Source organism: Nocardioides sp. NPDC101246, assembly GCF_044767415.1.
Classification (GTDB): domain Bacteria; phylum Actinomycetota; class Actinomycetes; order Propionibacteriales; family Nocardioidaceae; genus Nocardioides.
The window spans coordinates 160294-181826 of the sequence record NZ_JBIWNX010000006.1 but is presented as its reverse complement, the minus strand read 5'-3'; the positions used below and the strand labels follow the sequence as shown (position 1 = coordinate 181826).

The window sequence follows — 21533 nt, the reverse complement described above, 5'->3', positions numbered from 1 at the left end:
GCTTCGGCCACAGGGGTGTTGCCCGGGCACGTCAGGGACCCCCTCACGGGGCCCGATGGACGATGTAGGTGAAGTCCTCCCGGAGCAGGACGTTGCCGGCGGAGTCCGTGATCGTGAGGTGGTCGGTCACCCGGGAGTCGGGCGGATACGAGTCGAATTGGATCGGTACGTCGGCCCAGGTCTGGCCCTCGGGAACGACCACGCCCTTCACATCGAGCCCGCCCGGTGGCGCCGGATGGTCCAGGGTGATCCGAAGGGTGCCCTTGAACCAGCCCTCGTTCCCCTCGGTCTCGTCGGGCGTCAGGATCGGCTCGTTCGCCGTGAACCCGTCCCCGGCACGGAACGATCGGATCTCCGGCCGGACCTGCATCACCCGGGTGGCGCTCTTCCGGTTCCGGGTCGCCTTGACCGTCACGTTGAACGCGGGCAGGGTGCCGGTGGCAGGCCCCTTCGTGGTCGCCGTGAAGGACGCCGTACGCCGCCCGGCCCCGATCGTGAGCGTGCCCGGGACCGTGACCCAGGACGAGCTCGAGGTCAGGCTCACCGCCAGGGACGTCTTGGCGACGCAGTCGAGCGTGACCGTCCCGGTGGCCTTCTGCCCGGCATGGACGTAGGCGGGCAGGGCCACGGTCCTCGGCACCGGCGTCGGGTAGCACGGGGTGACCGCGCGGACGAGTGTCGCGCGGCGTACGACCTGCTTGTAGACCGCCTTGATCCGGCCGCTGCTGCGCACCGTCGTCGGTGAGGTCCGGACGGTGACTGCGCGCGTGCTCCGGCCGCCGGCGACATAGACGTACGCCGGGACCCGGATGCCGGTGCTGGCCCACAGCTGCACCTTGGCGCGCCTGGGAGTCCGGCAGCTGAGCCGGATCGTGGCGGTGGTCGAGGAGCCTCCGGTGACGGTGCTCCTGGCGAGGGTCAGCGACTTGAGCGTCGGCCGACAGGCCGCCTCCGCCGGCGGCGCGGTCACCGCGGCAGGCACGTTGAGGACGGCGACGGCCAGGACGAGGCCGAGGACGAGTCGGCCGATACAGCGTGGCATGGGGTACCTCCAGGTCCTCGGAAGGTATCGAAACCCCCGGCACGCGCGGCTCGCTCGTGCCGGGGGTCCCTCAGATCAGGTACCCGGGTCGAAGTCGACCTTGAGCGAGTCGAGGATGGAGGTGATGCTCTGCTCGGTGCTGGCCTTCTCGATCCCGGCCTCATGGAGGATCCCGGCGCCGTCCTCGTGTTCGAGGAGGGCGAGCAGGATGTGCTCGGTGCCGACGTAGGAGTGCTCGAGCCGCAGGGCCTCGCGGAAGGTCAGCTCCAGCACCTTCTTGGCGTCGGCGGTGAACGGGATCATCTCGCCGACCTCGCCGTAAGGGGCCGGGGTGGCGGCCGTCGCGGCGGCGCGCACGGCGTCGAGCGTCACGTCCTGGGCCCTGATCGCGTGGCCCGCGACGCCCTCCGGCTCGGCGAGGAGACCGAGCACCAGGTGAGGTACCCCGGTCTCCGCGTTCGCCGCCTTCCGCGCCTCCGCCTGGGCGGCGACGACCACGGTCCGGGCACGCGGGGTGAACTTCGCGAACCCGGCGTTCGGGTCGAGCGACTGGTCCCCGGCCTTGGGGACGTACTTCTTCTGGGCGGCCTGCTTCGTCACCCCCATCCGGGTGCCGATCTCGGTCCAGGAGGCGCCGGAGCGGCGGGCCTGGTCCACGAAGTGCCCGATCAGATGGTCGGCCACCTCGCCCAGGTGCTCGCCGACCACCATCGCATCGGCCAGCTGGTCCAGTGGCTCGTGCCGAGCCTTCTTGATCGAGTCGATCAGGGTGTCGAGGCGCACGGCCTTGAGGGCAGGGTCTGCATCGCGGGGAGTCGTCATGCGTCAACTCTAGGTTGACGCGGGCGCGGCGTCAACTGACGGTTGACGATCCTTCGGTCATGCATGGAGTGTCGCGCTGGTCTGGAATTGCGGCGAGAATCTGTCTAGTCTGTCTAGACAGGAGGTGGGTGCGATGTCCTGGCAACTTCAAGAGGCCAAGCAGCGGTTCAGCGAGGTCGTACGTGAGGCGGCTGGTTCCCCGCAGGTGATCACCAAGCACGGTGAGGAGATCGCCGTCGTGCTGAGCATCGACGACTACCGGAAGATCACTCAGCCGCGGCGACCCCTGTCGGAGTATCTGCTCGCCGTGCCTCAGGGTGACGAACTCGATCTCGACCGTGACCGCTCGGAGTTCCGCGACGTCGACCTCGAGGGACTGACGTGAGATACCTGATCGATACGAATGTGGTCTCCGAGCTTCGGAAGAAGCGCCCCGACCCGGCTGTCGTCGAGTGGGTGAACGGGCTTGGTGCCGACGAGGTCCACCTGTCGGTGTTGACGGTCGGTGAGCTGCGTGCGGGCGCCGCTCGCCTCGCGGCGCGCGGCGACGATGTCGCTGCGCAGGCCCTAACGGTCTGGATCGAAGGGCTCGTGGAGCAGTACGACGACCAGGTTCTGCCGGTGACCGCGGATGTGGCGGATCGTTGGGGCGAGCTGAACGCCGCGCGCCCGCTTCCGGCCGTGGATTCGCTCCTTGCGGCGACCGCTCTCGAGCACGGCCTCACGGTCTCCACGCGCAACGCCAAGGACTTCGCCTCGACCGGGGTCGATGTCTTCAACCCGTTCTCCGGGCAGGAATAGACGCAGGGCCGGTCATCCGTGTGAATGACCGGCCCTGCGTCTGTGGTGCGTCAGTCGTTGGAGATCTGGATCATCTCGTCGCGGGGGACGACCTTGATCCGCTCACGGCCCTGGGCCTCGCCGAGGGAGCGCTCGTGGTTGTCGAGCTTCTCCCAGCCCTCGATGGTGGTGAACTCGACGCCCTTGCCGGACAGGTGCTCGAGGACCGCCGCGGGCGAGCCGTGCTCGGCGGGGGTGAGCTTGTCCAGGTCGTGGAGGAGGTTGTCGATGGTCTCCTTGGCGTCCGACTTGGTGTGGCCGATGAGGCCGACCGGTCCACGCTTGACCCACCCGGTGACGTACGTCCCGTTGATGTGCTCGCCGTTGAGGTCGAGCACCCGGCCGCCGGCGTTGGGGATGACCCCGTTCTCGCCGTCGAAGGGCACGTCGGGGAGGGCCTCGGAGAGGTAGCCGACGGCACGGTAGACGGCCTGGACCGGGGTGTCGGTGAACTCGCCGGTGCCGGTGACGGTGCCGTCACCGTTGTATTCGGTCTTCTCGCTGCGCAGCGCGACCACCTGACCGTCCTCGCCGAGGATCTCGACGGGGTTCTGCATCATGTGGATGACGATCTTGTGGGGCTTGTCGCCGGCGGGCGCCTCCATGTACTTCAGGAGGATGTCGGCCACGAGCTTGGTCGCCTTGTGGCTCTGGATCGCCTTCTCGCCGGCCTCGTCGATCTCGAAACCCTCCTCCTCGACGACGACGTCGACCGAGGGGGAGTGCGAGAGCTCGCGCAGCTCCATCGGGCTGAACTTGATGTGCGCCGGGCCGCGGCGGGCGTAGACGTGGATCGTCTTGGCCGGGTTCTTCTTCAGGCCCTGGTAGACGTTGTCGGACACCTCGGTGACCAGCTGCTCGTCGGCCGGCTTGGCCAGCATGCGGGCGACGTCGAGCGCGACGTTACCGGCGCCGAGGACGGCGACCTCCTCGGCGTCGAGGGGCCACTCCCGCGAGACGTCGGGGTGTCCGGCGTACCAGCTGACGAAGTCGGCCGCGCCATAGGACTGGGGCAGGTCGATCCCCGGAATGTCGAGCTCGCGGTCGGCCATCGCGCCGGTGGCGAAGATGACGGCGTCGTAGAACCGGTGCAGGTCGTCGAGCTTGAGGTCGGTGCCGAAGTCGACGTTGCCGATGAAGCGGATGCTGTCCTGGTTCAGGACGCGCTTCAGAGCCTTGATGATCTCCTTGATTCGCGGGTGGTCAGGAGCCACGCCGTAGCGAACCAGGCCGTAGGGAGCAGGCAGACGCTCGATGACGTCGACGCGCGCACCAGGGTGCTCCTTCGTGAGGATGTCGGCAGCGTAGATGCCGGCCGGGCCGGCACCGACGATCGCAACGCGGATGTCACGCATAAGGGAGTTCAACCTTCCGTGGATGTACTAAGGCAAGCCTAAAGGGGGTCGTGTAACCCTCCGAATCCGTTCCACCAGGTGGTTACGCGGCCATGCGTGGGTTTCACGCTCAATCCTAGAACGTGTTCTTGTTTTGGGTATATCTGGGAACGTGATCTCGGACACGTACGGCGCGTCGGGCCTTGTGGAGTCTTGGTTTGGTCTCGGTTCGCCGCGGCGGAGGTGGCTGTTTCTTCGTTTCGGCGTTTCGCCGCCGACCCTTGGTTCGATTGTTTCTCGATCACGCACCGCGTCAAGGACGGGCTTCGCCCGCCGCTTCGCGGTGGCCTGCGGCCATCCTTGACCCGGCACCCGATCGAGAAAGATTTCGCCTGTATCGGGTCGGCGGCGAGAGTGTGGCGCAGCAGATTCCGTTTGATCCGGGCATGGGCCGTGAGCTGGCCGTGCGCGGGGAGGCCCGGTGCCTCGTGGGTGCCTACGGCAGTGGGCGTGACCTTGTGAATGGTTCACAAGCGAGCCGTTGCATTGCTGAGCCGGTTCAGTGCTGGCCGGGTCGCGAACTTGCCAATGATTCGAAGAGTTCCCCTGGCACGGAGGTTCCCCCTCCGGAGCGTGGGGCCTTCACCGCAGTGGGGAAGTGTCCCCACCTCAGGGAGGCGGCGAGTGTGGAGTCGAGAATGGTGGCCGGAACGCTCGTTTGGGCACCGGGATGGGCTGCTTCAGCGAGAGCTGAGACTGGCCGACGGTTGGGTCCTCAAGCCTCACAGCCGAGACTCGGTGGAGTGATTCCTCATCCAGCCGGTTAGGGGCGGCGGGTAAACCGGATCGTGCCGTCCGGCAGGCGCTCATGGACATACGCCGGGGCGTGCGCCAGACGGTGATGATGAAGACACAACAACGCCCCGTCCTTCAGGTCGGTCTTCCCTCCCGCAGCCCACGGATCTAGATGGTGGGCGTCGCACCATTCCGGTGGCATGTCACAGCCCTCGGCTTGGCAGCACTTGGCCCGCAGCCGCAGCGCTTTGCGTTGGATGGGTTGGAAGAACCTGCTGGCTCGGCCGGCGTCGAGGACCTCACCGTCACCGCCGAGCACCCAGGGGATGATGGTGGCGTTGCAGGCTATCCGCCGGGCTTCGGCGGCGGTGATGGTGGCCCCGTTGGTCTCGTCGTAGCCCAACGTGGCGACCCCGAGGTCCTTGCGGAGCTCCTCGAGGGAGATCACCACGTTCACGGTGGTGGCATCCCCGCCGTGGCGGGGCAGCGCGGCGGGGTCGAGGGTCTCCATCAGGCGGGCGAAGCCTTGTCCCATCAGTCGTTCCCAGGGCGGCAACGGGGCACCCTTGTCGACGAGTTGTTGTTTGCGGGGTTGGGCGTAGGCCTCGACCAGCCGCTTGAACCGCATCCCGATCGAGACCGGCAGCACACCGTCGAACCCGACGGTGCCGTCGTGGTTGTCCCACACCCGCAACGCTGTCTTCTGCTGGGCGCGTTCTTCCTCGGCGAGCAGGGCTTGGGCTTCGGCGTCTTCGAACCGGGCGGGGTCGATCTCGGCCAGGATCTTCCGGCCGACGATGGCCAGTTCGTTCGCGGTCAGCTTGGTTGCGTAGTCCACGAGCAGCTTCTCAGCCAAGACCAGGTCTTCGGCGCTGGCGACCGGGTCGGCCTCGATCTTGTCGAGGGCCTTCGTGATCACTCGGACCTTGTCCAGGGATACGACACCTTCGGTCAGGCCGGCGTCGAGGAGGTCGTACTTCGCGACGCTGCTGGCGAGCTTGATCTGCGACCGGGCCACGGCTTTGTCGACGAGCAGTTCGGCGCGCATCCAGGCGGAGGCGTCCTTGTCTCCGGTCTCCTGGGCGATATCACCAGATGTCGCGAGGACACGGAGCTTCAGGGCGGCCTGCTGGGTCTGGATGGTCTCCAACCGGGCCAGCAGGTCCTTCTTGGTCGAGGTCCGCCAATAGGCGGGGTCACTGGCGAGCAGGTCTTGGAGGGAGGATTCGATGGCTCTCAGAGCCGTGTCGATCGCATCACCGGGATGGCTTCCCCAGTGGTCGACGTCGCGCTCGAGACTCATCGTGATCCCTCCCTTCAGAGGCATGTCGTGATGGGTCTGATTCTACGCCGTAGGAGGGATACCTAGCCACCTATAGGTGCAGTTCAGAGCCCATTTTTGCGGTGAGCGAACAGCATCGTCCCTGTGGATGGTAAGTGGCCCGAAGGGCCACCCCTCCGCCCCCGCAAGCCCCACCAATCCCGACAAGAACCCCTCCGCGCCACACCCGGGCCGCCGCCCCGATAACCAGCCAAATCTTTTCTCGATCTGGTCCGGAGTCCAGGACCGCGAAGCGGCCGGCGAAGCCGGCGCCCGAAGGGCGTCCTTGACGCCGGCCCAGATCGAGAAGACCCTCCAGGAAAGGGTCGGCGGCCCACCCCAACCCCGAAAACACAGTCCCCACCAATCTCGACAAACTCGACCAGCGGAAACAGATGCGCACCAACCCCCGAAGGTGCAGACTTCGCGCAACCCGAACGCGAAGGACATGCCGATGACCCGACTCCAGCAGGCCCGGATGGCGGTCTTCGTCGCCTTCGCGATCCAGGGACTGACCTTCGCCTCGCTGATCACCAGACTCGAGTCGATCGCGACGAAGCTCGACCTCAGCGCCGGCGACGTCTTCGTCGTGCTCGGCATCACCACCGCGGTCGGGGCGGTCGGCAGTGTCGTCGCAGGTCACCTCGCCACCAGGATCGGCAGCGCCGCGACGCTCTCGCTGATGCTCGGCGGGGCCTCGCTGACCGCGGTCGCCCCCGCCTTCGCGCCGACGTTGGTGACCCTGCTGGTCCTCAACGGCGTCTACGGCTTCTTCCTCGGCGGCGTCGACGCCTCGATGAACATGCAGGGCACGGCGACCCAGGACGCGTACGCCCGCCCGTTGATGAACGGCTTCCACGCGATGTGGAGCGCGGCGGCCGTCCTCGGCGCGGTCTATGCGACCGTGACGATCGCTCTCGGCGTACCTCTGGGCCTGGACATGATCCCCGTCGCCGTCATCGGCCTGGCCGCCAACCTCGCCACGTTCCGGTTCCTGCTGCCTCCGGAGGCGGTCGATGCGGCCGAGAAGAGGACGAGCAGTACGCAGCGGACCAAGATCCCGCTGCCGTGGCTGCCCCTCCTCCTGGTCGCGGTGCCGACGTTCGCGATGTGGTTCATCGACTCGGCGGCCTCCGCCTGGGGCGGGATCTACGTCGTCGACGGACTCGGTGCCGCGGCAGCGGTCGCGCCGGCGATCTATGCCGCCTACCAGCTGGTGCTCCTGGCCGTACGTCTCCCCGGCGACCGCCTCGTCGCCCGCTTCGGTCCTGAGCGGGTGATCCGGACGGGCGGCATCGTCGGCGTCGGCGCCCTGGTGCTGATCGTCGTCGCCCCGCACTGGAGCGTCGCGGCCGTCGGCTTCGCCGTCCTCGGCGGCAGCCTGGCGATGGTCCCGCCGCAGTCCTTCGTCGCCGCGGCCCACATCTCCCCGGACAACGCCGAGGACGCGATCGCCCGGGTCAACCTCGCCAACTACGCCGGCTACCTCGCCGCCGCCTCCCTGATCGCCGCCGTCGCCGAGGTCTTCGGCGAGCGCTCGATGTTCGTCATCCCGCTGGCGATCTCGGTCCTGATCCCGCTGATGGCCGGCCGCTTCGCGACCCGGCCGGCGGCGACGTACGAAGGAAAAGAATCTCCCTCCGTTTCTTGACTCATTCAAGATCTCGCGTAGGCTCAGGGTTGTGGGGCACGCCGACTACGAACAGCTGCTGAGAGGTGCCTCCCTGCGCGTCACTCGTCCGCGAGTGGCCGTTCTGGGAGCCGTCACCGAGAACGCGCACGCCGACACCGAGACCATCCTCGGCGCGGTGCGCGAGCGGCTTCCGGATGTCTCCCACCAAGCCGTCTACGACTCCCTCGCCGCCCTCTCGGCGGCCGGGATCGTACGCCGCATCCAGCCGTCCGGCTCGGTGGCTCGTTATGAGACCCGGGTCGGGGACAACCACCACCACGTGGTCTGCCGCTCCTGCGGGGCCATCGCCGACGTCGACTGCGCCGTCGGCCATGCGCCCTGCCTGACGGCATCTGATGACAACGGCTTCACGGTCGACGAGGCCGAGGTCATCTACTGGGGCACCTGCGCGGACTGCAGCCTGTCCCAGAGGTAGAGCCCGAGCCGGCCGAGCTCGTCGTCGGCCGGCGCAACACATGTGAATCACAGCGTCTGGCAGCAGCCAGTCCGATCAGAAACGGATAGGAATCTCATGTCTGAAGAGGCCGTGAGCAAGTGCCCGGTGATGAACGCAGGCCGCGTTCACCCCACCGCCGGCAGTGCCAACCAGGAGTGGTGGCCGAACAAGCTCAACCTGAAGATTCTCGCCAAGGACGCCCCTGTGAGCGACCCGATGGGCGAGGACTTCGACTACGCGAAGGCTTTCGAGTCCCTGGACCTGCCTGCCGTCAAGGCGGACATCGCCGCGGTCATGACCGACTCCAAGGACTGGTGGCCGGCTGACTTCGGTAGCTACGCCGGGCTCTTCATCCGGATGGCGTGGCACGCCGCCGGCACCTACCGCAGCCACGACGGTCGCGGTGGCGCCGGCCGTGGCCAGCAGCGCTTCGCGCCGCTCAACTCCTGGCCCGACAACGTCTCCCTCGACAAGGCCCGCCGCCTGCTGTGGCCGGTCAAGAAGAAGTACGGCAAGAACCTCTCCTGGGCCGACCTGATGGTCCTGGCCGGCAACGTGGGCATGGAGGAGGGCGGCTTCAAGACCTTCGGCTTCTCCGGCGGTCGCGCCGACGTCTGGGAGTCCGACGACGACATCTACTGGGGTCCGGAGAAGGTCTGGCTCGACGACGAGCGCTACACCGGTGACCGGGACCTCCAGGCCCCCCTCGCCGCGGTCCAGATGGGTCTGATCTATGTCAACCCCGAGGGCCCGAACGGCAACAGCGACCCGATGTCCTCCGCGGTCGACATCAAGGAGACCTTCCGCCGGATGGGGATGAACTCCGAGGAGACCGTCGCCCTGATCGCCGGTGGTCACACCTTCGGCAAGACCCACGGTGCACACCCGGACGACATGCTGGGCGCTGACCCCGAGGGCGCGCCGCTGGAGAACCAGGGCCTGGGCTGGAAGAACGGCCACGGCACCGGTGCCGGCGCGGACGCGCTCACCTCGGGCCTCGAGGTCACCTGGACCTACCACCCGACCCGTTGGGACAACGAGTTCTTCCACATCCTCTACGCCTACGAGTGGGAGCTGTTCGAGTCGCCGGCCGGCGCCAAGCAGTGGCGTCCGAAGAACGGTGCGGGCTCCGACATGGTCCCCGAGGCGCACGGTGAGGGGAAGCGCGAGCCGCGCATGCTCACCTCCGACCTGGCGCTGCGCGTGGACCCGGAGTTCGACGAGATCTCCCGCCGGTTCAAGGACGACCAGGAGGCCTTCTCCGACGCCTACGCCCGTGCCTGGTTCAAGCTGACCCACCGCGACATGGGTCCGAAGAGCCGCTACGTCGGCCCCGAGGTCCCGGCCGAGGACCTGCCCTGGCAGGACCCGCTCCCGGCCGAGGGCGGCGCGACCGACGAGGCCGCGATCGCGGCTGCCAAGGCGGCGATCGCCGAGTCCGGTCTGAGCGTGCAGCAGCTGGTCTCGACCGCCTGGAAGGCGGCGGCCACGCACCGTACCTCCGACCACCGCGGTGGCGCCAACGGCGGCCGTATCCGTCTCGAGCCGCAGGTCTCGTGGAAGGTCAACCAGCCCGAGGAGCTCGAGCCGGTCCTCGCGAAGTTCGAGGAGATCGCGGCCGCGACCGGTGTCTCCTTCGCCGACGTGCTCGTCCTCGCCGGTGGCGTGGGCATCGAGCTGGCCGCCAAGGCCGCGGGCCAGAACGTGACGGTCCCGTTCTCCGCCGGCCGCGTCGACGCGACCCAGGAGCAGACCGACGCCGAGAACTTCGCCTGGCTCGAGCCGGTCGCCGACGGCTTCCGCAACTACGACTCCGGGTTCCTCAACCTCCCGACCGAGTTCCTGTTCCTCGACCGCGCCAGCCTCCTCGGCCTCTCGGCCCCCGAGGCGACGGTCCTGGTCGGCGGTCTGCGTGTGCTCGGCAACAACTGGGACGGCTCCGACCTCGGTGTCTTCACCAAGACCCCGGGCGTGCTGACGAACGACTTCTTCGTCAACCTGCTCGACTACGACCAGCAGTGGACCCCGTCCGCCGACGAGGCGACCTACACCAGCTCCAACGGCTGGACCGGTTCGCGCGTCGACCTGGTCTTCGGTGCCAACTCCGAGCTCCGCGCTCTGGCGGAGGTCTACGGTGCCGACGACGCCAAGGAGAAGTTCGTCAACGACTTCGTCAAGGCATGGGTCAAGGTCATGGACAACGACCGCTTCGACCTGAAGAAGTGATCTGAAGGCCGTACGCCTGACACGGAGGCCGGCTCCCCCAGGGGTCGGCCTCCGTTGTCATACCCACCCGGGTAGGATCAACGGCCGCCGCAATCAGTCGCCTAGGTCAGGTGGAGCAATGGAACACCGGAGCGCCGAGCCTCCGAAGGGTCCGACCGGTCCGCCGCCGTCCTGGCGACCGCCTCCGCCGCCTGCCGCGCAGGCTCCTCGGATCATGCCCGAGCCGCCTCGCGCGGTGCCCAGCCGACCGGGTGCGCGTCGGGCGGATCCCAAGCCGTCCGTGGCCCGCGACTGGCTCGCCAAGCTCGAGCCGGCCAAGGCCTGGGCGGCCGAGAAGTGGGCCAACCGGAGCGCCGGATCCGGGAGCACCGGATCCAGGAGTGCTGGCGGCCGTCCACCGGCCACGACCTGGCGCCGCTGGGGGAAGGTCACGGCGAAGGTGGTGCTGGTCGGGTTCTTGGCCATCGCCTTGATCGGCTCGGTCGCGGCCATCGTGTCCTACAACCGGATCGCGGTGCCGGACCCGAACGCCGCCTTCGAGGTCGAGTCGTCCTTCGTCTACTACAGCAACGCCAAGACCGAGCTCGGCCGCTACCAAGATGGTGACCAGAACCGGATCAAGCTCGACTCCGACGAGATCCCCGATCTGGTCAAGCACGCCGTGGTCGCCGCGGAGGACCGTACGTTCTACGAGAACAGCGGCGTCGACCTCAAGGGCATCGTCCGGACCGCCTTCACCAACACCACCGAGGGCACCTCCGGCGGTGCGTCCACGATCACCCAGCAGTACGTCAAGAACTACTACCTCAGCTCCGAGTACTCCTACTCGCGCAAGCTGAAGGAAGCGGTCATCGCCCTGAAGCTGACCCGGCAGAAGAGCAAGGACCAGATCCTCACCGACTATCTCAACACGATCTACTTCAACCGCGGCGCCTACGGCATCGAGGCGGCCGCGAAGGCCTACTTCGCGAAGCCCACCAAGGACCTCTCCCTGCAGGAGACCGCGGCGCTGGCGGCGATCCTCAACAACCCGGCCGGCTTCGACCCGGCCAGCAGCACCTTCCGCGGTGAGGAGAAGCTGCTCGGCCGCTACCAGTACGTCCTCTCCGGCATGGTCGACCTCGGCTACCTGAAGCAGGCCGACGCCGACAAGGTGAAGGAGAAGCTGCCGAAGTTCCCCACGAAGACCGTGCCGAGCCGGCTCGGCGGCCAGCGTGGCCACGCGCTCACCATGATCAAGGCCGAGTTGCTCGGCCTGAAGGGCGCCGACGGCAAGCCGCTGTTCACCGAGGAGGAGATCGACAGCGGTGGTCTGCGGATCACCTCCACCCTGTCGACGAAGGTGATGAAGGCGTCGGCCTCGGCGGCCAAGACCGTGAAGCCGAAGAACCGGAAGGCGTACGTCAAGGGCGACCCGGACCAGAAGAACGCCCTGCACGTGGCGACCGCCTCGGTCGACGTCGGGTCCGGTGCGCTGCTCGGCTTCTACGGTGGCCAGGACTACCTCGACAGCCAGCACAACTGGGCCGCGACCGGCGGTCACGCCGGGTCGACGATGAAGGCCTTCGCCACCGCCGCGGCGATCTCGAAGGGCTACTCGCTGAAGTCGACCTGGGCGGGTGACTCGCCGTTCACGACCTACACCGGGCAGGAGGTCGTCAATGAGGGTGAGCAGGCCGGGATCGCGGACGGGATGGACTACGGCCAGCACATCACCATGCTCAAGGCGATGGAGCAGTCGGTGAACACGGCCTACATCGACATGACCGAGTCGATGGGTGGCCCCGAGGAGGGCCGCAAGGCGATCTACGACACCGCGGTCGCCGCGGGGGTCGCGCCGGCGAAGGCGAACCCGAAGTTCCCCGGGATCCCCAGCACCACCACCGACTTCGACCACAAGACCGACGACCGGATCGCCCTCGGCCGTGCCAACGTCAGCCCCATCAACATGGCCAACGCCTACGCCACGATCGCCGACGGCGGCTACCGCCACGACGTGCACGTGGTGAAGAAGGTCCGCGACCGCGCCGGCAACGTCCTCTACAGCTGGAACGGCCGCAAGAACGCCCGCCACGCGATCTCCGAGGACGTCGCCGCCGACGTGACGTACGCGATGCAGGGCGTGGTGCAGAGCGGCTCCGGCCAGAAGGCGCAGAGCATCGGCCGGCCGGTGGCCGGCAAGACCGGCACCGGCACCTGCACCACCGCGCAGTACGTCTGCTCGTCCTGGTTCGTCGGGTTCACCCCGCAGATCGCCACCGCCGTGCGCTACTCGCGCGGCAACGGCGAGGGGAAGCTCGACGGCGGCTGGATGCCCTCCTACTTCGGCGCGGACTATCCCACCGAGACCTGGGCGGCCATCATGGCGGACGCCATGGAGGGCAAGGAGGTCGAGAACTTCCCCGAACCCGTCTACGTCGACGGCCAGGATCCCGAGTCCGGCCACGAGGAGGAGCTGATCGCTCCGCCGGCTCCGCCGGCTCCGCCCGCACCGCCGGAGGAGGACGACGGCGAGGAGTGCGACCCGGTCTCGGAGTTCTTCGGCACCTGCGACAACGGGAACGGCAACGGCAACGGAAACCCCTGGGAGGGGCGTCCGTGATCTGAGACGCGTGCCCACCGATCGAGATGACGAGTTGGTGGGCGCGTCCGGTCTCGGGCAGGATCTTCGCGAAGGTCACGACTGCCAGCGCTAAGCCCCGGCTTGCTGGCGGGCAACCCTCCCACGCGGTGGGGTGCTCCGGGTGACGACCAGGCCCTCGCCGAGGTGGCGCGGGCAAGCGCGTGCTTCGCCGGGCAGCCCTGGGGGAGCCATGACCCCGAAGGGTGCCCCCATGTCCCTGCTTCCTCTCGTCGGCTCGAAGACTCAGGTCCCGCTGCTGGACGGAACGACCACGACGTACGCCAACCTCGATGTGGCCGCGTCGGCGCCGGCGCTGCAGAGCGTGGCCGACCGGGTGGCCGAGGTCCTGCCCTGGTACGCCTCGGTCCACCGTGGCGCCGGCTACCTGTCCCAGGTCTCGACCGCGCTCTACGAGGAGTCGCGCGCGACCATCGGCGCCTACGTCGGAGCGCGCGAGGACGACGTCACCGTCATCACCCGCAACACCACCGACGCGGTGAACCTGCTGGCGGGCTGCGTACCGGGCCGGGTGCTCGTCCTCGACATCGAGCACCACGCCAACCTGCTCCCGTGGCGCCGTGTCGGTGCCGGCGTCACCGTGGTCGCGGGCAGGGACACCCTCGCCGGCACCATCGACGCCCTCGCCGGCGAGCTGGCCCGCGACAGCTTCGCCCTGGTCGCGATCACCGGTGCCTCCAACGTCACCGGCGAGGCGCTGCCGGTCGGCGAGATCGTCACCCTGGCCCACGCCCACGGTGCCCGGGTCCTCGTCGACGGTGCCCAGCTGCTGGCCCACCGGCACTTCTCGCTGGCCGCGACCGGTGCCGACTACGTCGCCTTCTCCGGCCACAAGCTCTACGCGCCCTACGGCGCCGGCGCCCTGGTCGGGCGTCGCGACTGGCTCGACGTCGGCACTCCCTACCTCGCCGGGGGAGGGGCGGTCGACGACGTCGAGGTGGGCGAGACCACGTGGCAGCCCGCGCCCGCGCGCCACGAGGGCGGCTCGCCCAACGTCATCGGCGCCGCCGCGCTGGCCGCGGCATGTACGACTCTCGGCGGTCTCGCGGCCGCCGACCTGGACCGCCACGAGGCATCACTGAGGGGGCGCCTCGTGGCCGGCCTGTCCGCGCTCGACGGAGTCGAGGTGATCCGGTTGTGGCCCGACTCCGACGAGCCGGTCGGGGTCGTCACCTTCACGGTCGACGGCATCGAGCCCGGCCACGTCGCGGCCTACCTCTCCGCCGAGCACGGCCTGGGCGTACGCGATGGCCGCTTCTGCGCCCAGCCGCTCCTCAAGCGCCTCGGGCTCACCGCCGGCGCGGTCCGCGCGAGCATCGGCATCGGCACCTCGCTCGCCGACGTGGACCGGCTGGTGGCCGGCGTACGGTCCCTGCTCGCCGGTCACGTCCGGGGCGACTACGTCCTCACCGACGGAGCCTGGACGCTGGCCGAGGACCCCCGCCTGCTCGTCGGCCCTGCCGGACTGACCCGTCTGGCCGACACCGCCGGCTCCTGCGGCGCCGCCGTCTGAAGCAACCCTGCCGAGGCGTCAGGTAGGTCGGCCGAGGCGTCAGCTGCGTCGGCCGAGTGGGCAGCGAGTGACGTCTCGATCGACGGGAGTGACGTCTCGATCGACGGGAGTGACGTCTCGGCCGACGGGAGCGACGTCTCGGCGGGATGAATCGTCGCGTTCACGGTGTTGAGAAGATGTGAGCGAACGAGTGCATGGCGAGCGGAAGGTACGCGGCGGCAAGCTGGTCGTCGTCGACGCGACGGTCTCCGCTGACACGATCGACGATGTGGTCCTCTCGGGCGACTTCTTCCTGGAACCCGACGAGGCGCTGGCGTGGCTGACCGCGGCGCTGGAGGGGCAATCGGTCGACGTGTCCCTCGACCGGCTGACCGCGGACCTCGACGCCGCGGCCCGTGATGCCGAGCTGGTCGGCTTCGGGACCCGCGACATCGCCCTGACGGTGCTGCGCGCGCTGGGCAGGGCCACGACCTGGGACGACCTCGACCTCGAGATCGTCGAGACCGGCCCGCTGTCGCCGACGATGCAGATGGCGCTCGACGAGATCATCGTCCGCCAGGTCGCCGAGGGCCGCCGCGCCCCCAATCTGAGGTTCTGGGACTGGGCCGGCAGCGCGGTCGTGATCGGCAGCTACCAGTCCCTCACCAACGAGGTCGACGAAGCCGCCGCCGAGCGGCACGGCATCGAGGTCGTACGCCGCATCTCCGGCGGCGGCGCGATGTTCGTCGAGCCGGGCAACACCATCACCTACAGCCTCGCCGTGCCCGACACGCTCGTGGCCGGCATGACCTTCCAGGAGTCGTACGCCTTCCTCGACGAGTGGGTGCTGCGCGGCCTGCGCAGCGTCGGCATCGAGGCCGCCTACGCCGGTCTGAACGACATCGCCTCCCCGGTCGGCAAGATCGCCGGCGCCGCGCAGAAGCGGATCCCGGGCGGCGTCCTGCACCACGTCACGATGGCCTACGACATCGACGCCGACAAGATGCTCGAGGTGCTCCGAATCGGCCGGGAGAAGATGTCCGACAAGGGCACCCGGAGCGCGGCCAAGCGGGTCGACCCGATCCGTTCCCAGACCGGGCTGAGCCGCGAGAAGGTCATCGACGCGCTGCTCGCGGAGTTCGAGCAGAGCTTCGGCGCGGCGTACGTCGGCCTCGACCAGGCCACGATCGAGGAGGCCGCGGCGCTGGTCGAGAGCAAGCACGGGACCCCGGCCTGGCGTGCGAGGGTGCCGTAGGCGGCTCAGCGGTCGATGAAGGCCAGCAGGTCGGCGTGCAGGCGATCGCGATCGGTGTCGGGGAGGGCATGGCTGGAACCCTCGTAGACCTTCAGCTCCGCGCCGTCGATCAGCTCGACCGAGCGGCGGCCCCCGACCTCGATCGGCACGATCTGGTCGTCGTCGCCGTGCACGACCAGCGTCGGCACGTCGATCTTGGCCAGGTCGGGCCGGAAGTCGGTGGCGGAGAAGGCGGCGATGCACTCGTAGGCGCCACGGTGCCCGGAGGCCATGCCCTGGAGCCAGAAGGCGTCGCGGAAGCCCTGCGGGACGTCGCCGTTCCGGTTGTGCCCGAAGAACGGTCCGTCGGCCAGGTCGCGGTAGAGCTGGGCCCGGTTGGCCAGCTCCCCGGCCCGGATCTCGTCGAAGACCTCGACGGGTAGCCCCTCGGGGTTGTCCTCGGTCCGCAGCATGAGCGGCGGCACCGCCGAGACCAGGGCGAGCCCGGTGACGCGGCCGGTGCCGTGCCGCCCGACGTACCTGACGATCTCGCCGCCGCCCGTCGAGTGCCCGACGAGGGTGAGGTCGCGCAGGTCGAGCGCGTCGATCAGGCAGGCGAGGTCGTCGGCGTAGGTGTCCATCTCGTTGCCGGACCAGGTCTGGCTGGAGCGGCCGTGGCCCCGGCGGTCGTGGGCGACGGCTCGGTGGCCGTGCTGCGCGAGGAAGAGCGCGGTGGCCTCCCAGGCGTCGGAGTTGAGCGGCCAGCCATGGCTGAGCAGCACGGGGCTTCCGCTGACGCCCCAGTCCTTGTAGAAGATCTGGGCGCCGTCGTCGGCGGTGATGTAGGGCATCGGCTTCCTCCCACGGTCGGTTGGGATCTGTCCTGACGAGCCTCACGCAGCGCCCCGGCCCGGCGGACCACGTGGACCGCGTAGTCCCGCGGGACTACGCGTCGTACGTGGTCCGGACGCATCGCGCCTCGATGGACGATCGGAGTCCCAGCCCAGCATGAGAGAGGGAACCTGACATGAGCACCCCGGACACCATCGTTCTGGTCCACGGCTTCTGGGTCACACCCCGGTCGTGGGAACACTGGAAGGCCCGGTACGAGGCCAAGGGCTTCACCGTGCACACCCCCGCCTACCCCGGCTTCGAGGTCGAGGTCGAGGCCCTCCGCGAAGACCCGACCCCGATCGCGGACCTCACCCTGGAGGCGATCGTCTCCCACCTGGAGGCCTTCCTCGACACGCTCGACACCGCACCGATCCTCATGGGCCACTCGGCCGGCGGGGCGTTCACGCAGGTCGTGATGGACCACGGCTACGGCGCCGCGGGAGTCGTCCTCAACTCCGCTCCGACCGAGGGCGTCCGGGCCACGCCGTGGAGCCAGCTGCGCTCGGTCTTCCCGGTGCTCAAGAACCCGGCCAACCACCACCGCGCTGTCGGGTTCGACGCCGAGCAGTGGAGGTACGCCTTCACGAACACCTACACCGAGGAGGAGTCGGCGGCCTTCTACGAGCGCTACCACATCCCGGCTTCGGGCCGGGTCCTGTTCGACTCCGTGCTGGCGAACTTCCAGCCCGGTCACCAGGGTGCCTGGGTCGACTTCAAGAACGCCGACCGCGCGCCGCTGCTGTTCCTGTCCGGGTCCGAGGACCACATCATGCCGCCGTCGGTGCAGGCCTCGAACGTCAAGCACTACCAGGGCGAGGGAACCGTCACCGAGCACGAGACGTACGAGGGCCGGCCGCATCTGATGGTGGCCGGTCCGGGGTGGGAGGGGATCGCCGATCACGCGCTGGAGTGGGCGCTCTCCCACACCGGGCAGCAGGACGCCACCGAGCCCAGCGCCTCCTGAGTCCGCGCGATGGACCTCACCCTCACGCACGTCGGAGGACCGACGACGCTCCTCGAGGTCGCCGGGTGGAGGATCCTGACCGACCCGACCTTCGACGCCCCCGGCCGGACGTACAGGTTCGGCTGGGGTACGTCCTCCCGGAAGACCGCGGGCCCTGCGGTCCTCGCCTCCGAGATCGGCCCCGTCGACGCCGTCCTGCTCACCCACGACCATCACGCCGACAACCTCGACGACGCCGGCCGGGCGCTGCTGCCAGGTGCCGGGGTCGTGGCCACCACCGCCTCGGGCGCGGTCAGGCTCTCCAGGTCGCGCCTGGTCCGGGCGGTCAGGGGTCTGCGGCCGTGGCAGAGCACGGAGCTGCACGCGCCGGGCCGTCCGAGGGTCACGGTGACCGCGACTCCCGCGCGTCACGGTTTCCTCGGCAGCCGACCGATCGTCGGCGACGTCATCGGCTTCTCGCTGACCTGGGAGGGGCAGCAGCACGGAGCCGTCTGGATCTCGGGAGACACCGTGCTCTACGGCGGTCTCCGCGAGGTCGCGACCCGGGTCGACGTCGGGACCGCGGTCCTGCACCTGGGACGTGTCGGGTTCCCGGTGACCGGCCCGCTCGCGTACACGATGGGCGGGCGGGACGCGGTCGAGCTGTGCGGGCTGCTCGACCCGGTCACGGTGGTGCCGGTGCACTACGAGGGCTGGTCGCACTTCCGTCAGGGGAAGGGCCGGATCCTTGCCGACCTGGCCGATGCTCCGCCCGGGATCGCAGACCGCTTCCGCTGGCCGACGCCGGGCGTGCCGCTGCGGGTGCCGGTCTAGGGCGTGTCTCTTAAAGACACGGTGGCCGCGAGCGGCGTTTCGGGCCGATCTGGCAAGGCGTCCGCCGCGACGGCATCCTCACGGCTGTTGAGCGGCGACAACGCCGCCAGATCGGATGCGAAACGCCGCGTAGCGGGCGTGGATTTGAGAGACACGCCCTAGGCGTTCAGCCGGTCGGCCAGCTGCCGGCGCGAGGAGATGCCGAGCTTCTGGAAGACCTTCCGCAGGTGGTAGTCGACGGTGTTCGGGCTGATGAACAGGTTGGCCGCGATCTCGGCGTTGGTACGCCCGGAGGCGGCCAGGCGCGCGATCGTGTGCTCCTGGGTGGTGAGCTCCAGCGGTGGGTTCGCCTCGGCGTCCACGTCGTCGGCCCGGGCGCCGAGGACCTCGAGCTCGGCGAGCACTCGCGGGACGAAGATCTCGGCGCCGCTGTGGCGCAGGTGCTGCAGTGCGAGACGGAGCTGCTCGGCCGCCTCGCGACGGCGCCGGACGCGACGGAGCCATTCGCCGTAGAGCAGGTACGACCGGCCGAGCTCGGTCTCGGCCAGCGTCTTGTGCAGGGCCGCGACCGAGGCGAGGTAGTGGGCCTCGGCCTCGTCGTCCGGGCTCACCAGGGCGAGCGCCCGCTCGGCGACTCCCTCGCACCAGGGCATGCCGTTCACCGCCGCCCGGCTCGCCAGGTCCTGGGCGACCCGCTGTGCCACGTCCGGGTGGCCGGAGCGTACGGCAGACTCGACGAAGTCGGCGTACCAGATCGGGGTGACCTGGAGGAACGGGTCCTCGACCAGCGGTCGGTGGCGCTGGTAGGCGTCCTGGTAGCGCCGGTCCGCGAGGTCACGCGCGACCAGCCCCTCGATCCCCGAGGACCGGACCCCACCGAACCCGATCGCACCGGCGCCGTCGGCCACGGCCGCCACCAGCTCGCGTGGCTCGCCGGTCCAGGCCATCACCGCGACGTTCGGCACGTTCGCCTCCTCGTAGCCCATCGCGCCGCGTACCTCTCGGTGCATCTCCACGCAGCGACCCGCCCGGTGCAGGGAGCCGCCGTAGACCTCGGAGAGGGCCATGATCCACAGCAGCGTGTCGAGCACGAGCAGGGCGCCTCGGTCGCGTGCGGCCCGTGCGGCGCGGTCGAGGCCGGCGGCTCGGCTCCCGTCGTCCCACAAATAACCGCCGAGGCCGGCGATCACGCTGCCGAAGTACATGATCTCGTCATCGGGCAGGGCGAGCACCGCGTCGAACGCCGCGCGCACCTTCGGGTGCGCCGTGTCGTACGGCTCCAGGATCAAGGCGGCCAGTCCGCGCAGCACGACCGACCACCGGCCGTCCAGGTCCGCGCCGGCGAGCATCCGCCGGCCCAGCTCGGCCTGTGTCACGCCGGTCATGAGCCGGTCGGCGCTCGAACATCGGTCGAAGGCCCGGAGCAGGGCGTCCTGCTCGCGTACGTCGTCGATTCCGTGGAAGAGATCGGCGGCACGCAGGTGGTCGGCCGCACCGCTCATCACCCCGTCCCGTTCGGCGTGCAGCAGCGCCAGCGCGCTGCGGATGACCAGCGCACGGCCACGGATGACCGCGCCGGCGGACTCCTCGTCGAGGTCGTCGACGAGCCGCTGCGTGAGGTGCGTGGCGCCGACCGCCAGGGCCGCCTCCGCGGCGCCGATCTGCCGCGCGGCACGTGCCTCTCCCGGCGGGCTCAGCTCAGCGGCACGGGCCAGCAGACGCGCACACGAGACCAGGCCGCCGCGGCGGGCGGCCAGGTCCGCGGTCAGGTCCAGCCGGGCGGCGACCTCCTCGTCGGTCCCGACGACGGCGCGGGCCGCGTGCCAGGCTTCCGCCTCGGTCAGGTTCGCCCGGTCGGCCGCGTGCGCGAGGGCACGGTGGACCCGGCGTCGTTCGACGCCCGAGGCCGCGTTGTAGACCGCCGAGCGCACCAGGGGATGGCGGAACCGTACGCTCGGGGTGAGCTGGACGAGCCCGGCGACCTCGGCGCGGTCGGCGTCCTCGAGGGTGAGGCCGAGGTCTGCGCCCGCGGCGGCGAGCAGGTCGATGTTGCCGGTCGAGTCCGCCGCAGCCAGCAGCGCCCAGGTCTGGACCGCCCGGTCGGCCTGGCGAGCCCGGCGTACGTAGTGGGCCTCCAGATGGCGACCGACGGGGACGGGCTCGCCGGCCATGCCCAGGTCCGGCAGCTCGTGGACCAGCGACTCGCCGGCGAGGTCGATCAGGGCGAGCGGGTTGCCGCCGGTGGCCTGGGCGATCGCCAGGGCCACCGAGGGCGGGAGCGGTTCCGACGCCGCCCGGTTCAGCAGCCGCACGGCGGCATCGGTGTCCAGGCCGGTCAGCGCGAGCTGGGGCACGCCACCGAGATGCTCGGCCAGGCCGGCCTCGTCGCGCCCGGCGAACATGACCGCGACCCGCTCCACCGCGATCCTGCGGGCCACGAACGCCAGCGCGTCGAGGCTCTCCGGATCGAGCAGATGGGCGTCGTCGATCGTGCAGACGATGCCGTGCCCGTTGCTCGCCGCGGCCAGCAGCCCGAGGACCCCGAGGCCGACCAGGTAGCGGTCGGGCGGCGGTCCGTCCGCCTCGCCCGAGGCGACGAGCAGGGCGCGGCGCTGCTGCTCCGGGAGCAGCTCGCACTGGGCGTGCAGCGACGTCACCAGCCGCTGGACCGCGGCGAACGCCATGTCGGACTCGGACTCGTAGCCGTCGAGCCTGACCACCCGGAGGCTCGTGTCCGCGGTGGTCGCGGCGAGCAGCGCGGACTTGCCCATGCCCGGTTCGCCGAGCACGGCGATCGCCCCGCCCTTTCCGTTCCGCGTACGGCTCAGCAGTCTGGCCAGGCGTACCTGCTCCGGGTCTCGGCCGACGAGGGCGGCCTGGCGCTGCTCGGGGGCGCTCTGCACGAGGACGACGGTAGCTACCGGGGAGGGTATGTCGCATGACCCAAATGGACGAGTCCCGGGTGGTGTGCCGGCTCGGCGTCGTG

Annotated in this window: 16 protein-coding genes and 1 riboswitch; of the genes, 10 read left to right on the top strand and 6 right to left on the bottom strand. The window is 69.6% G+C overall.

Annotated features, from left to right (window positions below; all coding sequences use genetic code 11):
* Positions 1-43: 43 nt before the first annotated feature.
* Together ACIRON_RS13000 and ACIRON_RS12995 are read right to left on the bottom strand one after the other, a co-directional pair.
* Positions 44-1042 carry a hypothetical protein gene (locus ACIRON_RS13000; RefSeq protein ID WP_402992714.1) on the bottom strand — a complete coding sequence of 333 codons (999 nt, stop codon included), beginning with the start codon at positions 1040-1042 and terminating at the stop codon, positions 44-46.
* Positions 1043-1117: 75 nt separating this feature from the next.
* The gene (locus ACIRON_RS12995) at positions 1118-1864 is read right to left on the bottom strand and encodes a Clp protease N-terminal domain-containing protein (protein ID WP_402992713.1); all 747 of its coding nucleotides are present in this window, start codon (positions 1862-1864) and stop codon (positions 1118-1120) included.
* 133 nt (positions 1865-1997) lie between these two features.
* On the opposite strand from ACIRON_RS12995, the gene ACIRON_RS12990 reads away from it, so the two are divergent.
* Together ACIRON_RS12990 and ACIRON_RS12985 are read left to right on the top strand one after the other, a co-directional pair.
* Positions 1998-2249: a type II toxin-antitoxin system Phd/YefM family antitoxin gene (locus ACIRON_RS12990; protein ID WP_402992712.1), complete on the top strand. Its 252-nt coding sequence runs from the start codon at positions 1998-2000 to the stop codon at positions 2247-2249.
* Positions 2246-2665 carry a type II toxin-antitoxin system VapC family toxin gene (locus ACIRON_RS12985; RefSeq protein ID WP_402992711.1) on the top strand — a complete coding sequence of 140 codons (420 nt, stop codon included), beginning with the start codon at positions 2246-2248 and terminating at the stop codon, positions 2663-2665. The genes ACIRON_RS12990 and ACIRON_RS12985 overlap by 4 nt, the downstream gene beginning before the upstream one ends.
* 50 nt (positions 2666-2715) lie before the next feature.
* On the opposite strand, the gene ACIRON_RS12980 is transcribed toward ACIRON_RS12985, so the two are convergent.
* Both ACIRON_RS12980 and ACIRON_RS12975 read right to left on the bottom strand, forming a co-directional pair.
* Positions 2716-4059 (bottom strand): FAD-dependent oxidoreductase, encoded by a 1344-nt coding sequence (locus ACIRON_RS12980; RefSeq protein WP_402992710.1) that lies wholly within the window; start codon positions 4057-4059, stop codon positions 2716-2718.
* Between the two features lie 802 nt (positions 4060-4861).
* On the bottom strand, positions 4862-6136 hold the full coding sequence (locus tag ACIRON_RS12975) for a DUF222 domain-containing protein (RefSeq protein ID WP_402992709.1): 1275 nt from the start codon (positions 6134-6136) through the stop codon (positions 4862-4864).
* 472 nt (positions 6137-6608) lie between these two features.
* Between ACIRON_RS12975 and ACIRON_RS12970 the strand changes: the two genes are divergently transcribed.
* The 6 genes from ACIRON_RS12970 (at position 6609) to ACIRON_RS12945 (ending at position 15897) form a co-directional block, all read left to right on the top strand.
* Positions 6609-7805 carry an MFS transporter gene (locus tag ACIRON_RS12970; RefSeq protein ID WP_402992708.1) on the top strand — a complete coding sequence of 399 codons (1197 nt, stop codon included), beginning with the start codon at positions 6609-6611 and terminating at the stop codon, positions 7803-7805.
* Positions 7806-7836: 31 nt separating this feature from the next.
* Positions 7837-8262, top strand: a complete 426-nt coding sequence (locus tag ACIRON_RS12965) for a Fur family transcriptional regulator (RefSeq protein WP_402992707.1) — start codon at positions 7837-7839, stop codon at positions 8260-8262.
* Positions 8263-8358: 96 nt separating this feature from the next.
* Complete coding sequence (gene katG / locus ACIRON_RS12960; RefSeq protein ID WP_402992706.1) at positions 8359-10509, top strand: catalase/peroxidase HPI; 2151 nt, start codon at positions 8359-8361, stop codon at positions 10507-10509.
* A 118-nt stretch (positions 10510-10627) separates the two neighbouring features.
* A complete protein-coding gene (locus tag ACIRON_RS12955) occupies positions 10628-13111 on the top strand; it encodes a transglycosylase domain-containing protein (protein WP_402992705.1) in 2484 nt (827 codons plus the stop codon).
* 73 nt (positions 13112-13184) lie between these two features.
* Positions 13185-13298: riboswitch (SAM riboswitch) on the top strand.
* A 45-nt stretch (positions 13299-13343) separates the two neighbouring features.
* Positions 13344-14663: an aminotransferase class V-fold PLP-dependent enzyme gene (locus ACIRON_RS12950; protein ID WP_402992704.1), complete on the top strand. Its 1320-nt coding sequence runs from the start codon at positions 13344-13346 to the stop codon at positions 14661-14663.
* A 178-nt stretch (positions 14664-14841) separates the two neighbouring features.
* Positions 14842-15897, top strand: coding sequence for a biotin/lipoate A/B protein ligase family protein (locus ACIRON_RS12945; RefSeq protein ID WP_402992703.1), 1056 nt, complete (start codon positions 14842-14844; stop codon positions 15895-15897).
* A 5-nt stretch (positions 15898-15902) separates the two neighbouring features.
* On the opposite strand, the gene ACIRON_RS12940 is transcribed toward ACIRON_RS12945, so the two are convergent.
* On the bottom strand, positions 15903-16727 hold the full coding sequence (locus ACIRON_RS12940; protein WP_402992702.1) for an alpha/beta fold hydrolase: 825 nt from the start codon (positions 16725-16727) through the stop codon (positions 15903-15905).
* Between the two features lie 176 nt (positions 16728-16903).
* On the opposite strand from ACIRON_RS12940, the gene ACIRON_RS12935 reads away from it, so the two are divergent.
* Both ACIRON_RS12935 and ACIRON_RS12930 read left to right on the top strand, forming a co-directional pair.
* On the top strand, positions 16904-17734 hold the full coding sequence (locus tag ACIRON_RS12935) for an alpha/beta hydrolase (RefSeq protein ID WP_402992701.1): 831 nt from the start codon (positions 16904-16906) through the stop codon (positions 17732-17734).
* A gap of 9 nt (positions 17735-17743) precedes the next feature.
* Entirely contained in the window at positions 17744-18547 is an 804-nt protein-coding gene (locus ACIRON_RS12930; RefSeq protein WP_402992700.1) for an MBL fold metallo-hydrolase, read from the top strand.
* Positions 18548-18705: 158 nt separating this feature from the next.
* Here ACIRON_RS12930 and ACIRON_RS12925 read toward each other — a convergent pair whose 3' ends face one another.
* A complete protein-coding gene (locus tag ACIRON_RS12925; RefSeq protein ID WP_402992699.1) occupies positions 18706-21450 on the bottom strand; it encodes an AAA family ATPase in 2745 nt (914 codons plus the stop codon).
* Positions 21451-21533 lie beyond the last annotated feature (83 nt).